The following is a 16971-nucleotide window of genomic DNA, read 5'->3' on the forward strand; positions in this document are numbered from 1 at the left end:
ACAGGCCGCCCGGACCAGGTTCCGACCCGGGCGCGGCTGGTCGCGTACCCGACGCGGGACGGGCCATGCACGCCTCACCCGGACGTCACCGAACGCTCACGGAATCAGCGGGATGTCGTGGGACGGCAGCCCGAGCCGGTCGCAGCCGACGCGCCGCGCGAGCGGCTCGGCCATGGTCGGTCCGATGTGGGTCCAGTACGTGGCGGCGTCCCGGAAGTAGCGCTGCATCCGCTCGCCGTCGCGAGCGTAGCGCGAACCCGCCGTGCGGAAGAGGATGCTCTGTGTGACGTCCCAGGCCATGCGGCCCGCCGTGAGGAAGACCAGTGCGAGGCGGTTGTCGTCGGCGATGGTGAAGGGCGCCTCCCCGGAGACATTGCGACGGCAGGTCTCCATGTAGTCCTCGGCATTGCGCTGGAGGGCCGCCTCGGCGGTGTGGATCGCACCGAGCGCCTCGCCCAGGTGGCGCTGGTAGTCGTGGAGCTCGGCCCGCGTGCGGTCGGGTTCCAGGGTCAGCGGCCGCTCGGCGAGCATCCGGGCGTACTCGTCGGCGGCCGCGAACGCGGTGCCGACCATGATGGCGGCCAGTTCCCCGTGGAAGAAGCTGGGGGCGCGGCCCGCGTACAGCGCGTTGCCGTGCAGCTTCGATCCGGGTGTGCCGCCCTCCACCGGCAGGTCGAGCAGGCCTGCCTCCCGGGTGAGGTACTCGGGGATACGTGCCTGTTCCATGCGGATGCTGTTGGAGCCGCTGCCGCGCAGCCCGAGGACGCCGTGCCAGTCGTCGAGCAGCGTCCACACCGAGCGCGGCGCGACGAACAGCACGAGCGGTCCTGGCGGGTCGCCCGGCTTCTCCGGGGCGCGCAGGGTCTGGCCGACGTAGTGCGTGGAGTACGGCGATCCGGAGGAGTACGGCCAGGTTCCGTCGAGGACGACATGCCCGTCGCCGTCAGGGCGGGCCACACCGACCGGCATGACCGTGGACGCGGCGCGGAACTCGCCGTCGTCACCGAAGATCTCGTCCTGTGCCCGTTCCTCGAACTGCGCGGCGACCTGGAGCACATGGGCGGCGGTCAGGGAGAGCGCCCAGCCCGTGGAGGGGCAGCCGCGGGCGATCTCGGTGACCACGCGGTAGAAGGTCGGCACGCCGAACTCGTATCCGCCGTAGCGGCGCGGCTGCAGGATCCGGTAGAAGCCTGCCCGCAGAAAGTCGTCGTGCGTGTCTTTCGGGTAGCGCGTCAGCCGCTCGGTCGATCAGTTCGCGTTCGGTCAGTCCGGGTTCGGGAGCGGCGATCACGGTGCCTCCTGACGTGTGGGGCCGTCCGTACGTGACGCGATACAGGTGATTGAACACGCCACGGGCACCTGCTGTACCCATCGGATAGCGCCAAGTAGTGCCGTACGGGAGTGATCCGGTGGCACGTGGAGGGATGCCACCGCATCCGGATCCCAGGGTGAAAACGGACCAGTAGTGGTGACCGTCGCCCACGCGTCGAAACCGGGCGCGCGCCTAGCGTGGAGCCATGCCGATGCAACCCTGGTTTCCCGATGCCAAGCTGGGCATCTTCATCCACTTCGGCGTCTACGCCGTGGGCGGCGCTGCCGAGTCCTGGTCGTTCTACACGGGTGAGATGACGCACGAGCAGTACATGAAACAGCTCGACGGCTTCACCGCGTCGCACTACGACCCGGACGCCTGGGCGGAGTTGTTCGCCCGGGTGGGCGCGCGGTACGCGGTGCTCACCGCCCGGCACCACGACGGTGTCGCCCTCTGGGACACCGACCACCGCAATCTCGATGTGGTGCGGGACACTCCGGCGGGGCGCGACCTGGTCACCGGCTTCGTCGACGCGCTGCGCGCCCGTGACCTCAAGGTCGGCCTCTACTACTCGCACTCCGACTGGAACCACCCGGACTACGCGACCGAGCGGCACCCCGGACCCGTCATCGTGCCGCCCAACGAGTACTCGCACGCCGAGCCCGGCAAGGAGGACCCGGTGGCCTGGGGGCGCTATCTCGCGTACCGCGACGGCCAGGTCGGCGAGCTCGTCGAGCGCTTCCGGCCCGATGTCCTCTGGTTCGACGGGGAGTGGGAGCGCACCGAGGAGCAGTGGCGGATGGGCGAGCTCGCCGAGCTGATCCTCTCCGGCAATCCGGACACCATCCTCAACGGCCGCATGCTCAGTTACGGCGACTACGCCACGCCTGAGCAGGGCACCCCGCTGCGGGCCCCGGACGGCCCGTGGGAACTGTGTCTCACGATCAACGACTCGTGGAGCTTCCGGCCGCAGGACCGCGACTTCAAGTCGGTGCGCCAGCTGGTGCGGTACTTCACGGAGACGATCGGCATGGGCGGCAATCTGCTGCTGGGCGCCGGGCCCCGCGAGGACGGGACGATCCCCGAGGAGCAGATCGAACGTCTGGAGGGCCTCGGTGCGTGGATCGCGCGGCACTCCGACGCGGTGTACGGCACGGTCGCCGGGCTGCCCGCCGGGCATCACTACGGCCCCAGCACCCTGTCCGCCGACCGGCGCACCCTCTACCTGGTGTGCTTCGACGCTCCCCGCGACTCGGTCTCGATCCGCGGCCTGCGCAATCCCGTCCGGCGGGCCACGGTCCTCGGTACGGGTGCGGAACTGGGCCACCACGTCACCGGCGGTCTCGACGCCGTTCCCGGGGTGACGTGGATCGACGCGCCCGCGGCCGCCGATCTGGACGACCAGGCGACGGTGATCGCCGTCGAACTCGAAGGGGAGCTGGACCTCTACACGGGGGCGGGGCGCCTCTGACGGCGGCCTTCCGGCAGGGGCGCGTCAGGCGAGGGACAGGAAGAGCTTCTCCAGGCGCGCCCGCATCTGGTCGCGGTCCAGGTCCTGCTCACCGCTCTCGTCGGTCATGCAGTGCTGGAGCCCGGTCGCGATGATCGCGAACCCGGCGCGGTCCAACGCCCTTGAGGCCGCGGCGAGTTGAGTGACCACCTCTTCGCAGGAACGACCTTGTTCGATCATGTTGATCACACCCGCGATCTGCCCCTGGGCCCGCTTGAGGCGGTTGATCACGGACTTCAGCTCATCGGCCGCCATCTGCAGTTCCATGTGGAGCGCTCCCTCGGTATATACCCCACCCGGTATGGTACGCCTCGCCCGATGGAGCCTGGGGTGCTGTGTGAGGACTGCGGTGCTCAGGGACCTACGCGACCCGGGCGAGCACCTCGGCCACAGTCGCAACCCGGATCAGCGGCCGGTACAGGTCCATGATCTGCAGGGCTTTGGCATGCGAGGCGTCGTCCGCCCCGGCGCAGGCGTCGGCCGCCACCCACACCTCCACTCCGGCGTCGGCGGCGGCCAGCGCGGTGGAGAGCACACAGCAGTCCGTACTGACTCCGGCGAGCACCAGACGGCCCTCGGGACCGACCCGCTCGGCCAGCTCCGGAGTCCACTTTCCGAAAGTCGGGGCGTCCACCAAGTGCCGGGCGTGGGGCGCGAGTTCGTCCACCAGCTGCCAGATCCGGTCATGCGGCGGCCGCAGCGCGAAGGGCCACTGCTCGTAGTACGCACGCCAGGCGCCGGCGGGCTTCTCGGGTGCCAGGAACCGGGTGAAGGTGACCCGTTCCTCGAAGGCCGGCAGCAGACGGCGTACCCCTTCCACCGCCTCGGTGAAGCGGGGCGCGGCCCAGGAGCTGTCCGGCTCGGCGAAGACGCGCTGCATGTCGATGACGGCCAGCCGGCTCTGGGTTCCCGGTCGGCTCATGCGCCCGGCACCTCCACGTCCAGCGGGCGACTCGGGGGCCCCGCCTCCTGCGTACGGACCCTGCCGCGGCCGAGTGCGAGGGTGCCGAGGAAGCCGAGGGCGAGCGCGGCGAGTACGCCGAGGTTGGCGTAGGCCCAGGAGCCGTCCTTGCCGCCGAGGCCCAGCGGGCCGAGCAGATAGCCCTGCCACTCCAGCCAGCCGGCGGCCGTGTTGGTGACGAGGCCCCAGCCGATCGCGGTGGCGGCGAGGGTCAGCAGCAGCGGCAGCGGTTCGACGTCGCCGTAGCGGCCGCTGGTGCGGAACAGGTCCGCCTCGTCGTAGTCGCGGCGCCGCAGCAGCAGGTCGGCGAGCATCACACCGCACCAGGCGGCGACGGGCACACCGAGCGTGGTGAGGAAGCCGATGAACTGGCCCAGGAAGTCGTCCGTGAGGAAGACGATGTAGATCGAGCCCGCGATCATCAGGACGCCGTCCAGCAGGGCCGCCAGATAGCGCGGCACCCGCAGGCCCGCCGCGAGCAGGGCGAGACCGGAGGAGTAGATGTCGAGAACCGCGCCGCCGACCAGACCGAGTACGGCCACGGCGGCGAAGGGGATCAGGAACCAGGTGGGCAGGATCGTGGTCAGCGCGCCGATCGGGTCGGCCGCGATCGCCGTATTGAGCTCGGTGGACGAGCCGGCGAGCAGCAGGCCGAAGACCAGCAGGAGGAGCGGTGCCACCGAGGCGCCGAAGGCGGTCCAGCCGACCACGCCCCGGCCGGAGGAGTCGCGCGGCAGATAGCGCGAGTAGTCCGCGGCGGCGTTGACCCAGCCGAGGCCGAAGCCGGTCATCATGAACACCAGCGCGCCGATGAACTCCTGGGCGGAGCCGGAGGGTACGGCGCTGACTGCCGACCAGTGGATGTGGTCGGCGACGAGCCCGATGTAGACGACGGTCAGGACACCGGTGACCACGGTGATCACCGTCTGCAGCCGCATGATGAGGTCGAAGCCCATCACTCCGCCGACCACGACGAGCGCCCCGACGACGATCAGGGCGACCACCTTGGTCCCGGTGCCGCCGCCCCAGCCGAGCCGGTCGAGAACGGTCGCGGTGGCCATCGTCGCCAGGGCGGTGAGCACGGTCTCCCAGCCGACGGTGAGCATCCACGAGACGACCGACGGCAGCCGGTTGCCGCGTACTCCGTAGGCCGCCCGGCTGAGCACCATCGTCGGCGCGGATCCGCGCTTTCCCGCCACCGCGACGAACCCGCAGAGCAGGAACGAGAAGACGATCCCGATCACCCCGGCGGCCAGCGCCTGCCAGAACGAGATCCCGAACCCGAGCGCGAAGGACCCGTAGCTGAGTCCGAGAATGGACACATTCGCCCCGAACCAGGGCCAGAACAGGGTCCGGGGCGTGCCCTTGCGCTCGGCATCCCCGATCACATCGAGCCCATGCACCTCCACCTGAAGCTGCCGACTGCCTGCGCCTCTGTCGGAAGAGTCCACGGGAGAGTCCGTCATCATCGGCCTACCCATCTGGCGGGACCCGCGCCCCTTTAGGGGCGCGGGGAACTGCGCGACAAGCCACGACGCACCCGCAGACGACAACGGGCAACCAGCGGAGCGCTACGGCTCAGGCGAGCGTGTCGAGCGCCGCGTTGAGCGTCGCAGACGGCCGCATCACAGCCGCAGCCTTGACCGGGTCGGGCTGGTAGTACCCACCGATGTCGGCCGGCGACCCCTGCACCGCGATCAGCTCGTCGACGATCGTCTGCTCCTGCGCGGTCAGCGTCTCGGCGAGCGGGGCGAACACCTTGGCGAGCGCCGCGTCGTCGGTCTGCCTGGCCAGCTCCTGCGCCCAGTAGAGGGCGAGGTAGAAGTGGCTGCCGCGGTTGTCGATGCCACCGAGGCGACGGCTCGGCGACTTGTCGTTCTCCAGGAACGTGGCGGTCGCGCGGTCGAGCGTGTCCGCGAGGACCTGGGCACGCGCGTTGTCCGTGGTCTGCGCGAGGTGCTCGAAGCTGGAAGCCAGCGCGAGGAACTCGCCCAGGCTGTCCCAGCGCAGGTAGTTCTCCTTGACCAGCTGCTGCACGTGCTTGGGCGCGGAACCGCCGGCGCCCGTCTCGAAGAGGCCGCCGCCGTTCATCAGCGGGACGACCGAGAGCATCTTGGCGCTGGTGCCCAGCTCCAGGATCGGGAACAGGTCGGTCAGGTAGTCGCGCAGGACGTTGCCGGTGACCGAGATGGTGTTCTCGCCGCGGCGGATGCGCTCCACGGAGAGCTTGGTCGCCTCGACCGGGGCCAGGATGCGGATGTCCAGGCCCTCGGTGTCGTGCTCGGGCAGGTACTGCTTCACCTTCTCGATGAGCACGGAGTCGTGGGCGCGGGTCTCGTCCAGCCAGAACACGGCCGGGTCGCCGGTCGCGCGGGCACGGGTGACGGCGAGCTTGACCCAGTCCTTGATCGGGTCGTCCTTCGTCTGGCAGGCGCGGAAGATGTCGCCGGCGGAGACCGTCTGCTGGATGACGACGTTGCCGGCCTGGTCGACGAGGCGGACGGTGCCGGTGGTCGGGATCTCGAAGGTCTTGTCGTGGCTGCCGTACTCCTCGGCCTTCTGCGCCATCAGACCGACGTTCGGGACCGAGCCCATCGTCGACGGGTCGTAGGCGCCGTTGGCGCGGCAGTCGTCGATAACGACCTGGTAGACACCGGAGTAGCTGCTGTCCGGGAGGACCGCGAGGGTGTCGGCCTCTCCGCCGTCCGGGCCCCACATGTGGCCGGAGGTGCGGATCATCGCCGGCATGGAGGCGTCGACGATGACGTCGGACGGGACGTGCAGGTTGCTGATGCCCTTGTCGGAGTCGACCATGGCGAGCGCGGGGCCGTCGGCGAGCTCGGCGTCGAAGGAGGCCTTGATCTCGTCGCCCTCGGGCAGGGACTCCAGGCCCTTGTAGATGCCGCCCAGACCGTCGTTCGGGGTCAGACCGGCGGCGGCGAGCGTCTCGCCGTACTTCGCGAACGTCTTCGGGAAGAAGGCGCGCACCACGTGACCGAAGACGATCGGGTCGGAGACCTTCATCATCGTGGCCTTGAGGTGCACCGAGAACAGCACGTCCTCGGCCTTGGCACGGGCGATCTGCGCCGTGAGGAACTCGCGCAGGGCGGCGACGTGCATGACGGACGCGTCGACGACCTCGCCCGCGAGGACGGGTACGGACTCGCGCAGGACCGTGGTGGTGCCGTCGTCGCCCACCAGCTCGATGCGCAGGGAGCCGGCCTCGGAGATCACCGCGGACTTCTCGGTGGAACGGAAGTCGTCGACGCCCATGGTCGCGACGTTGGTCTTCGACTCGGGGGTCCAGGCACCCATGCGGTGCGGGTGGGCCTTGGCGTAGTTCTTGACCGACGCGGGGGCGCGGCGGTCGGAGTTGCCCTCGCGCAGCACCGGGTTCACGGCGCTGCCCTTGACCTTGTCGTAGCGGGCGCGGATGTCGCGCTCCTCGTCGGTCTTCGGGTCGTCCGGGTAGGCGGGCAGCGCGTAGCCCTGCGCCTGCAGCTCCGCGACAGCGGCCTTCAGCTGCGGGATCGACGCCGAGACGTTCGGCAGCTTGATGATGTTGGCCTCGGGCGTCTTGGCCTGGTCACCGAGCTCGGAGAGGGCGTCGGGGATGCGCTGGCCCCCCTCAAGGAACTCGGGGAAGAGGGCGATGATCCGTCCGGCCAGCGAGATGTCACGGGTTTCCACAGTGACACCGGCCTGCGACGCGTACGCCTGGACCACCGGCAAGAACGAATAGGTCGCCAGGGCCGGGGCCTCGTCAGTGTGCGTATAGATGATGGTCGAGTCAGTCACCGGGTGCTCCGCTCCACGTCTGCAACATTGCTCGACATCAAGATATCTCCTGATCGGACCTGACCGGACAGGAGGCCGCACAAGTACGTCACAGTCCGGCCGGAGGCCGTGTGCGGTCGGCCCGCCGCGCGGGCCTCAGCCTGCCGAGGGCGCGACGTGGAGGAGCAGTCCTGCGACGCGGTGCCGTTCCCAGGCCCTGGCGAATTCGGGCGGTCGCCCCTTCGATGTCGTGAGGGCGGCGACCGGCAGCCGCTCGGCGGCCCCGACGATGTCCGCCGGGGTGGTGTTGGCGTTGTGCCCCTGGGTCTGGACGGAGCGGCAGCCCGTGTAGAAGGCGATCGGGATGGCCAGGTGCCCGGTCAGCAGACAGGGCGGCCGTACGCCGAGCCGGTGCAGCTCGGCCGCCGTGCGGGCCCAGTCGCGGTGGGAGGCGGTGGTGCGGTCCACGGCGTGGTCCAGCACGGTGTACTGGACCGCCAGATGCCCGGCGAGGCCGAGCGCCACCAGGGTCGCGGCCACCGGTCGCCGTTTCTGGAGCGACGTGGTGACGAGGTGGGTGAGCGCGTCGGCGACCGGGATGGCCAGCAGCGCGTAGTAGGGGAGCAGGAAGCGCGGCGCGGCGTATCCGATCATGAACAGATAGGGGATGCCCGCCGTCGTGGCGCAGGCCAGGGGCAGGAGGGTGCCCGGGGTACGCCGGGCCCTGACCGCGACCGCAAGGCCGACGGCGGCGAGCAGCGGCAACACGAACCACCACACGATGATCGGTGTGGCCGGAACCGATCCCGCGCACGGGCGGCACAGGCTGCGTCCGCCCAGGGTGCGCAGCTGGTCCAGGACGGCGATGTTCCAGCCCAGGCCGCCCTGGATCCCGGAGGCGTCGGCCAGCCGCTCGCTCAGACCGCCGAAACCGACGTACGCCTCGACGACCCACCCCGCGGCCCCGGTCGCCAGTCCTGCGACGAGCGCCGCCAGCACGCGCGGTCGTCTCCAGCGAGGGAGGCACACCAGCACGGCGAACAACGGCAGCGTGAGCCAGACGGCGTCGGTGGGCCGCATCCACGCCATCAGCGCCGCGCTCGCGCCGACGCCCCACAGAGCCGCCCGGTCGCCGGGGTCGGCCTGGCCGCGCAGGAAGTAGCCGACACCCGCCAGGGCGCCCATCGCGACCCAGTAATTGGGCATGGCCTGCGGGCCGTAGAACACGGTCACCCACAGCGTGGCGAACAGGGCACCGCCGGCGCCGAGCACCCGGGCGGGGAAGAGTCCGCGCCAGGCACGCAGCGCCAGGAAGAGGCCGAGCCCGGACAGCAGGGCCAGATAGACCCGCAGCAGTTCTGTGGACGAAGACCACGAGGCGATCGGCGCGACCAGCAACGGAACACCGCGGGCACGCGGGGCACTGAAGAACGCCCCCGGGGTGTGACCGCTGACCTGGCTGACGTACACCGACTCGTCCCAGCCGAGGCCCATCCCCGGTCGTACGAGGGCCAGTTGGGCCAGCGTGAAGGCGACCGCGACCGCCGCCGGCCAGGCCAGGTCTCCGGTGCGTGGACCGCTGCGGGCGGTCCGCGTCGCTCCGTGGCGCTCGGCCGGGGCGAGCGCGTCGTTCAACGTCTTGGCCATCGTCCACCCTTCGTCCCCGCGCGGGCGCGGGGCCTCTTCCGTCTCTGCCAGGGAGGACAGGACGAAAGGTGTGATCCGGTGAAAACATGGCCAAATTAACGCGTGATCTTCGGGGGCGCAGTGCGGCAGGAGGGAGCCGTTCCGCTGTCCGGAGCAACGCCCCCGCCGCAAACGGAGCCCGCGGGCCTGACGCAGAAGAGCCGTACGGCGCGCTCATCGGCTGCGCCGCACGGCTCTCTGTACGGGTTTCGGAGGGATGCCCTCCGTCGGCTCAGGTGACCGTCGCCGGCTCGCGGGGCGGGGTCCAGCGCAGATGGACGTTCTGGTCGGAGTCGTCGGCCCGCAGCAGCGAGAGCCGGGGGCGTACGGCGTCGGTGCGCGAGGTGGGCGGCTTGCGGCTGCCGGCCCGGTACTGGACCGGCCACTCGCCCGCCGCGCCCCGGTACTCCTGCTCGGCCGCCGCGTGCAGCGTCCAGTGCGGGTCGTAGAGATGGGTGCGGCCGAGGGCGCACAGGTCGGCCCGGCCCGCCAGGAGGATCGAGTTCACGTCGTCGTAGGAGGCGATCGCGCCGACCGCGATGACCGCGGTGCCGGTCGCGGCGGTGACCTCGTGGCGGATCCGGTCCGCGAACGGGGTCTGGTACGAGCGGCCGTACGCGGGGTCCTCGTCCCTGGTGACCTGTCCCGAGGAGACGTCGATGGCGTCCGCGCCATGGGCGACGAACGCGCGGGCGATGCCGACGGCGTCGTGCTCGGTGTTGCCGTCCGGCACCCAGTCGGTCGCGGAGATGCGCACGATCATCGGCCGCTCGGCGGGCCAGACGGCCCGGACGGCGTCGAAGACCTCCAGGGGGAACCGCAGCCGGTTCTGCAGCGGGCCGCCGTACTCGTCGGTGCGGTGGTTGGCGACCGGGGAGAGGAAGGAGGACAGCAAGTAGCCGTGCGCGCAGTGCAGTTCGAGCAGGTCGAAGCCCGCCTCGGCGCCCCGGCGGGCGGCTGCGACGAAGTCGGCGGTGATCCGGTCCATGTCGGCGCGGCTGGTCTCGCGCGGGACGGCCGATCCGGGGCCGTACGGCAGCGGCGACGGGCCGACGGTCTCCCAGTTGCCGTCCGGCAGCGGATCGTCCATGCCCTCCCACATCAGCCGCGTCGAGCCCTTGCGGCCCGAGTGGCCGAGCTGGAGGCCGACGCGAGCGGAGCTGCGGTCGTGGACGAAGGACACGATCCGCGCCCAGGAGTCCCGCTGTTCCTCGGTCCACAGCCCCGTGCAGCCGGGGGTGATACGGGCGTCGGGCGAGACGCAGACCATCTCCGTCATCACCAGTCCGGCCCCGCCCATGGCCTTGGAGCCGAGGTGGACGAGGTGGAAGTCGCCGGGCACGCCGTCGACGGCCGAGTACATGTCCATCGGGGAGACGATCACCCGGTTCTTCAGCTCCAGCTCCCCGAGCCGGAACGGCTGGAACATCGCGGGCACGACCTCGTCGAGGCCCTGCGACTTGGCGAAGGCGGCGTCGACGCGGTCGGCGAACTCCTGGTCGCGGGTGCGCAGGTTGTCGTAGGTGATGCGGCGCGAGCGGGTCAGCAGGTTGAAGCAGAACTGGGTCGGCTCCTGGTGGACGTACATGCCGATGTTCTCGAACCACTCCAGGGAGGCCTGCGCGGCCCGCTGGGTGGACTCGACGACGGGTCGCCGCTCCGCCTCGTAGGCCGTCAACGCCCTCTCGATGTCCGGGTGTTCGTGCAGACAGGCAGCGAGGGCGAGGGAGTCCTCCATGGCCAGCTTGGTGCCCGACCCGATCGAGAAGTGCGCGGTGTGCGCGGCGTCGCCGACCAGGACGAGGTTGCCGTCGTGCCAGCGCTCGTTGCGTACGGTGGTGAAGGCCAGCCACTTCGAGTTGTTGGCGAACACCTGGTGGCCGGCGAGTTCCTCGGCGAAGAGTCCGCGCACGCGCTCCACGGCCCGCTCGTCGGAGGCACCCGGCGGGAACTCGGTCTCCTCGGTGTCGTCGAAGCCGGCCCTGCGCCAGACGTCCTCGTGCATCTCGACGATGAAGGTGGAGCCGCTCTCGGAGTAGGGGTAGCCGTGGACCTGCATGGTCCCCCACTCGGTCTGCCTGATGAAGAACTGGAAGGCCTCGAAGACCCGGTCCGTGCCGAGCCACATGTATCGGTTGTGCCGCCGGTCCAGCGAGGGGCGGAAGACGTCCGCGCGGGCCGCCCTGACCTGGGAGTTGAGTCCGTCGGCCCCCACCACCAGGTCGTACGAGGCGCTCAGGTCGTCCACCGGAGGGGCGAGCGTCGAGTAGTGCACGGAGACACCGAGTCTGCGGCAACGTTCCTGCAGCAGCCGGAGCAGGTCCTTGCGGCTCATCGCGGCGAAGCCCTGGCCGCCGACCGTGTGACTGCGGCCCCGGTAGTGGATGTCGATGTCGGTCCAGCGGGCGAACCGCCGTGCCATGGCGTCGGCGAACTCCGGGTCGGCGTTCTCGATGCCGCCGAGCGTCTCGTCGGAGAAGACGACACCGAAGCCGAACGTGTCGTCGGGGGCGTTGCGTTCCCAGACGGTGATCTCGTGGGCCGGGTCGAGCTGTTTCATGAGAGCAGCGAAGTAGAGGCCGCCGGGGCCACCGCCAACGATCGCGATCTTCACGGGAGTTCCTCTCACTGCTCGACGTCGGCCGTTGCGGCCTGCTCGTCCTCGACGATCCTGCGGAGCGCGAACCGCTGCAGCTTGCCGCTGGCGTTGCGGGGCAGCGCGTCGCAGAACCGCACGTCACGCGGGTACTTGTAGGGGGCGATGACCTGTTTGACGTGGTCCTGGATCTCCCTGGCCTTGGCGGCGTCGCCCGGCACGCCCTCGCGGAGCACGACGAACGCGCAGACGACGAAGCCGCGTTGCGCGTCGGGCTTCCCGACGACGGCCGACTCCAGGACGTCGGGGTGGGTGTCCACGGCGGCCTCGACCTCGGGCCCGCCGATGTTGTAGCCCGAGGAGACGATCATGCTGTCGCCGCGGGCGTGGTAGTGGAAGTAGCCGTCCTCGTCCCGGTGGAAGACGTCGCCTGTGACGTTCCAGCCGTCCACGGTGTAGTCCTTCTGGCGTTCGTCGTCGAGGTAGCGGCAGCCGACCGGGCCGATGACGCCGAGCCGCCCCGGCTCGCCGGGTCCGAGCTCCGAGCCGTCCGGGCCGAGGATCGTGGCGCGGTAGCCCGGCACCGGCTTCCCCGTGGCGCCGGGCCGAATGTCGTCACCGGCGGCCGAGAGGAAGATGTGCAGCAGTTCGGTGGCGCCGATCCCGTCGACGATCCGCAGTCCGAGCCGGTCCCTCAGCCGCTCCCAGACGGCCTGGGGTATGTGCTCGCCTGCCGACACCCCGACGCGCAGCCCGGCGAGCCGCTGTTCCTGCCCGTCCCGCAGGATCGCCTGGTACGCCGTGGGGGCTGTCGCGAGCACGGTGACGCCCAACTCATCCACGTACTGGGCGAGTTGGAGCGGCGTGGCGGCCTCTGTCAGCAGGGCGCAGGCGCCGGCCCGCAGCGGGAAGACGACGAGCATGCCGAGGCCGAAGGTGAAGGCGAAGGGGGCGCTGCAGGCGACCAGGTCGTCGGGGAGCAGGCGCAGCACATGGCGGCCGAAGGTGTTGTCGATGGACAGGATGTCGCGGTGGAAGTGCATGGTGATCTTCGGGACGCCGGTGCTGCCTGACGTCGGCGCGAGGAGCGCCACGTCGTCGGCGGCGGTGTCCACGGCGGTGAACTCGCCGGACTTGGTTCCGGCCCGCGCCACGAGGTCGTCCGGGCCGGTGCCGCCGAACTCCACGACCGTCAGCGCCGGCGCCTCGGCGTCCCGGTCGGTATGGGCGTCCTGCGCCTCCCGGGCGGCGTGCACGTCCTCGGCGAACCGCTGGTCCACCAGCGCTACGGAGGGGCGTGTCCGTTCGACGATCGGGGCGATCTCGCCGGCGCGCAGCGCGGCCATGATGGTCACGACCACTCCCCCGGCCTTGAGCACGCCGAGCCAACTCGCCACCGCCCAGGGGCTGTTGGGCGACCGCAACAGGACCCGTTGCCCGGGGACCAGCCCCAGGTCCTCGGTGAGCACCTGGGCGACCTGGTTCGTCCGGGTCCGCAACTCGCCGTAGGACCAGGTCTCGCCGGTCGGCGTGCGCAGCGCCGGACGGTCGGCTCCGAACGTCGATACGGGGACGTCGATGAGCTCGACGGCGGCGTTGAGCCGGTCCGGGTAGCGCAGTTCCGGTGTGCTGAACTCGATCGTCGGCAACAGGCGCGCGGGAGGCAGGTGATCGCGCGTGAAGGTGTCCAGGTGCGCGGAGATCGCGGATGTCGGGAGAGGCGACGGAGGAGTCAACGCGGGAATCCTTCCGGGAGCCCACCGGTGGAGGCGGCGGGTCAGGTGGGGCGGATCATGCCCTCCTGGACGACGGTGGCCAGGTGACGGTGGTCGCGGGTGAAGAAGCGACCCGAGCCGAGCCCGCGGCCCGCGTCGGCGGCGCCGGCCTCCTGGAGGTAGAGGAGCCAGTCGCCGACGGGTTCGGGGCGGTGGAACCACATGGCGTGGTCGAGGCTGGCGGTGACGAGCCCGGGTTTGGCCCAGGGCAGGTCGAGTACGCGCAGAACGGGTTCGAGGATCGTGTAGTCGCAGACGTACGCCAGCGCGGCCAGGTCGCGTTGGGCGTCGGTGAGCCCCTCGACGGGCCGGAGCGGGTCGAACGGCTTGAGCCAGACGGCCTGTTGGGGGACCTGCTTGCCCTCGACGGTGAGGTAGACCGGGCCGGGCACGTGCCGCATGTCGAAACTGCGGCCGCCGGACCAGTAGGCCTTCGACTCCTCGGTCATGGAACCGCCGCTCAGCTCGGCGAGATAGGCAGCCGAGCTGGGCAGATCGTCAGGGGCGGGCAAGTCCTCGGCGAGTTCCGGGAGTTCGGTCTCGAAGGTCTGGCCGGGCTCCCCCGCGGCGAAGTTGGCGAGGCAGACGTAGAGGGTCTTGCCGTTCTGGTAGCCGCGTACCTGACGGGTGCTGTAGCCGCGGCCGTCGCGCAGCACCTCCACCTCGTAGCGCACGCTCGCCCCGATGTCGGCCGGGCGCAGGAAGTAACTGTGCATCGAGTGCAGGGTCTTGCCGTCGGTCACCGACCGCATGGCCGCGGCGGCGGCCTGGGCGACCAGGTCTCCGCCGTACGCCTTGGGCCAGGGGCAGGGCTGGGTGACGGCGGTGAAGGCGAGGTCGAAGTGCTCGGGCTCGGCCGGTGTCAGCGCGACGGCCGCGGTGAAGATCTCCGAGGTGGGCGGGGTCCCGGTCGTCATCGGTCCAGCCAATCCCGCAGGTCGGCGTCCGCGATGTCGGGCAGGTTGACCACGATGTTCTCCGGCGTCCGGGTGGTCATCCACGTCAGTGGCTTGTTGCGCGAGAGGTTGCACTCGATGTGCGGCATGAACGGCGGCACGAAGACCCAGTCGCCCTCCCCCATGTCGACGTAGTCCTCGAACTTCTCGCCGAAGTAGATGCGGGCCCGGCCCGACAGGACGTAGCCGCCCGTCTCCGCCTCGCCGTGGTGGTGGGTGACCGAGCGGTAGCCGGGTTCATTGCTGACCTTGCCGAACCAGAGCCGCCGGGCCGGGGTGTGCTGGGCACTGACACCCGAGACACGAACGGCCCCACCGGAGTCCGCGGTGTTCCCGCTCTCGGAGCCGGCGCGGGTCACCACGGGCGCGACGAGCCCGCTGGGCAGCCGGTACATCGAGTTGTCGCCCTCAAGGCGGTACTTGCTGAGGTCGGGCTCCATGGAGGGGGCTCCGTTCCAGTCGTGACGGCTCAAACGACTTCGGTTCAGACGACGTCAGTCACGTTCGCGCTATCTCGTTTTTTTCACGACCGTCATTTACTGTCAATACATGCCACTGTACGGATCGTCGGATCGGACCGCGACCGACCTCGAACCGGAGGCCGCATGAAGCACATCCCCGTGAACCCGGCTGCCCTGCCGACGCCCAGTGGCTACTCCCACGGAACCCTGGCGGGGAACACACTGCATCTCGGCGGGCAGACGGCCCTCGACGCCGATATGAAGATCGTTCCCGGAGGCATCGTCGAGCAGTTCCGCCAGGCGTTCGGCAACGTCCTGACGACGCTCCGGGAGGCGGGCGGCCTGCCGGAGGACCTGGTCAGCGTGACGATCTACCTCACGGACATCCCCGACTACCAGGCACACGGCAGGGAGATCGGCAGGGTCTGGCGCGAACTCGCCGGGCCCGTGTACCCGGCGATGGCGGGTATCGGCTGCACCGCCCTGTGGCAGCCCGAGGCGATGATCGAGATCCTCGGCGTGGCCGTGATCCCGGAGGAACGGCTCGTACGACCGAGTCGGTGAACAGCGCGGGCCGCACGGTCATGTCCGCGGCACGAGAAACGGCCTCGGTGGCCGCCCCTGAGCCGGGGCGGCCACCGAGGCCGCATGTCCATCGCTGGACGCGCGCTCAGTCGGTGGGAGCCGCCTTCCGCAGGGCCGTGATGCACATGCCGACGGCCTGCTGGAGTTCCTCCAGGCGCTGGAGCATGTCGTCCTCGTAGATGGTGTCGAGGTCGTCCACGTCGTCGAAGGTCAGCTCCTCGAAGACCTTCGTCGCCTTCTGCAGGCTGCTGTAGAACTTCGTCCGGCGCTCCTGGAGGCGGAGTTCGGGGTTGGCCTGGACGGTCTGGGCGACCATGTCCTTCACCGTGTCGTAGGCGTCGGAGGCCCACTCGCCGGTGTCCTCGCCCTCGTCCAGCTCGTCGATGAGGGACAGGTGGCGCTCGGCCTCCGCGCGCAGTTCGGAGGTTGCCTCGATCGTCTGCCCGGCGGGGGTCTTGACCTGGCCGTTCTCCACGATCTGCCGGACATAGCCGATCCGGCTGGCCGCCTGCGTCTCGGTGGCGACCGCCTTCTTCAGATCGTCGGTACGGGCGATGTCACGCGCCAGCTCGGTCTGCAGGGCCGGGTCTTCCTTGAGCCGGTCCAGGAGCGCGGCCCGGGCCGCCTGGGCGGTGGAGGGGTCGGCGAGGATCGCGGCGCGCAGCGCGGTGGGGTTCTCCGCGACCTCCAGGGCCTTGGTCGGCCGGATGCCCTCGGCCTCGGCCGCCGCGGCGATCGCGGTGCCGCGGTCGGAGGTGGCACTGGAGCGGGAGGAGTAGTACGAGTGCCACACGTCGGAGTCCGGCAGCTCCACGTCCTGGCCCGGGGCCAGCGCCTCGAAGTACGGGACGAGACCGTCGTCGGCCGCCTTGTCCCACGCCTTGTAGTAGCGCATGACCCGCTCCGGCGAGCACCCGGCCAGCTCGGCGAAGTCCTTCGCGGAGATCTTCGCCGTCTCCCCCGCGGCCTCCCCGCCGGGCCGCACACTGCGGGCGACCTTCAGCGCGAAGGCCCAACCGCCGGCCCGGACGTACGCCCCGAAGTCCCGGGCGTCCTGAGCCACCACGTCGTTCGCGGTGCTCTGTGCCACCACGTCGTCCGAAGGCCTCTGCGCCACCACTTCGTTCGCGGTGCCCTGCGCCACGATGCCGGGCGCGGAGCCGGCCGGACCCCCGTCGTCCGGCGCTCCGGGCTCCTCCCAGAAGGCCTCGTCCGCGGGCGTTCCTTCTCCGGGTGTCTCGTCGGCGGACTGGACGGCCGGTGCGGGCTGAGCGATCTCCACGGTCACTGAGCGACTCTCCTGGGAAGGTGGTACGGGCTGCAACGGACAGAGCGTGCAGCCTATATGAGCC

At 70.4% G+C, this 16971-nt stretch carries 13 protein-coding genes; 2 read left to right on the forward strand and 11 right to left on the reverse strand.

What is annotated here, in order from left to right:
* Positions 1-96 precede the first annotated feature (96 nt).
* Positions 97-1236 (reverse strand): acyl-CoA dehydrogenase family protein, encoded by a 1140-nt coding sequence (locus ACFWXQ_RS12390; RefSeq protein WP_386268205.1) that lies wholly within the window; start codon positions 1234-1236, stop codon positions 97-99.
* Between the two features lie 281 nt (positions 1237-1517).
* Between ACFWXQ_RS12390 and ACFWXQ_RS12395 the strand changes: the two genes are divergently transcribed.
* The gene (locus ACFWXQ_RS12395; RefSeq protein WP_383952346.1) at positions 1518-2783 is read left to right on the forward strand and encodes an alpha-L-fucosidase; all 1266 of its coding nucleotides are present in this window, start codon (positions 1518-1520) and stop codon (positions 2781-2783) included.
* A gap of 24 nt (positions 2784-2807) precedes the next feature.
* Here ACFWXQ_RS12395 and ACFWXQ_RS12400 read toward each other — a convergent pair whose 3' ends face one another.
* From ACFWXQ_RS12400 to ACFWXQ_RS12440, 9 genes are all read right to left on the reverse strand, one after another.
* The gene (locus ACFWXQ_RS12400; RefSeq protein WP_200400358.1) at positions 2808-3089 is read right to left on the reverse strand and encodes a metal-sensitive transcriptional regulator; all 282 of its coding nucleotides are present in this window, start codon (positions 3087-3089) and stop codon (positions 2808-2810) included.
* A 94-nt stretch (positions 3090-3183) separates the two neighbouring features.
* Positions 3184-3744 carry a cysteine hydrolase family protein gene (locus tag ACFWXQ_RS12405; protein WP_383952344.1) on the reverse strand — a complete coding sequence of 187 codons (561 nt, stop codon included), beginning with the start codon at positions 3742-3744 and terminating at the stop codon, positions 3184-3186.
* Positions 3741-5234 (reverse strand): purine-cytosine permease family protein, encoded by a 1494-nt coding sequence (locus ACFWXQ_RS12410; RefSeq protein ID WP_383952342.1) that lies wholly within the window; start codon positions 5232-5234, stop codon positions 3741-3743. The genes ACFWXQ_RS12405 and ACFWXQ_RS12410 overlap by 4 nt, the downstream gene beginning before the upstream one ends.
* Before the next feature lie 127 nt (positions 5235-5361).
* Positions 5362-7581, reverse strand: coding sequence for an NADP-dependent isocitrate dehydrogenase (locus tag ACFWXQ_RS12415; RefSeq protein ID WP_383952340.1), 2220 nt, complete (start codon positions 7579-7581; stop codon positions 5362-5364).
* Between the two features lie 135 nt (positions 7582-7716).
* Positions 7717-9207, reverse strand: a complete 1491-nt coding sequence (locus ACFWXQ_RS12420) for a hypothetical protein (protein ID WP_383952338.1) — start codon at positions 9205-9207, stop codon at positions 7717-7719.
* Between the two features lie 271 nt (positions 9208-9478).
* Positions 9479-11860, reverse strand: a complete 2382-nt coding sequence (locus ACFWXQ_RS12425) for a bifunctional salicylyl-CoA 5-hydroxylase/oxidoreductase (RefSeq protein WP_386268113.1) — start codon at positions 11858-11860, stop codon at positions 9479-9481.
* 11 nt (positions 11861-11871) lie between these two features.
* Positions 11872-13578 (reverse strand): AMP-binding protein, encoded by a 1707-nt coding sequence (locus ACFWXQ_RS12430; RefSeq protein ID WP_383952334.1) that lies wholly within the window; start codon positions 13576-13578, stop codon positions 11872-11874.
* A gap of 41 nt (positions 13579-13619) precedes the next feature.
* Positions 13620-14534 carry an acyl-CoA thioesterase gene (locus ACFWXQ_RS12435; RefSeq protein WP_383952332.1) on the reverse strand — a complete coding sequence of 305 codons (915 nt, stop codon included), beginning with the start codon at positions 14532-14534 and terminating at the stop codon, positions 13620-13622.
* Complete coding sequence (locus ACFWXQ_RS12440; protein WP_055610413.1) at positions 14531-15013, reverse strand: cupin domain-containing protein; 483 nt, start codon at positions 15011-15013, stop codon at positions 14531-14533. The genes ACFWXQ_RS12435 and ACFWXQ_RS12440 overlap by 4 nt, the downstream gene beginning before the upstream one ends.
* Positions 15014-15178: 165 nt before the next feature.
* Here ACFWXQ_RS12440 and ACFWXQ_RS12445 point away from each other — a divergent pair, with 165 nt between their 5' ends.
* Positions 15179-15598, forward strand: a complete 420-nt coding sequence (locus ACFWXQ_RS12445) for a RidA family protein (protein WP_190228612.1) — start codon at positions 15179-15181, stop codon at positions 15596-15598.
* 106 nt (positions 15599-15704) lie between these two features.
* Here the strand turns inward: ACFWXQ_RS12445 and ACFWXQ_RS12450 are convergent, their stop codons facing one another.
* Positions 15705-16739 carry a hypothetical protein gene (locus tag ACFWXQ_RS12450; RefSeq protein WP_383956682.1) on the reverse strand — a complete coding sequence of 345 codons (1035 nt, stop codon included), beginning with the start codon at positions 16737-16739 and terminating at the stop codon, positions 15705-15707.
* Between the last annotated feature and the right edge of the window lie 232 nt (positions 16740-16971).

It is taken from the genome of Streptomyces sp. NPDC058697 (assembly GCF_042715345.1).
Classification (GTDB): domain Bacteria; phylum Actinomycetota; class Actinomycetes; order Streptomycetales; family Streptomycetaceae; genus Streptomyces; species Streptomyces liliifuscus.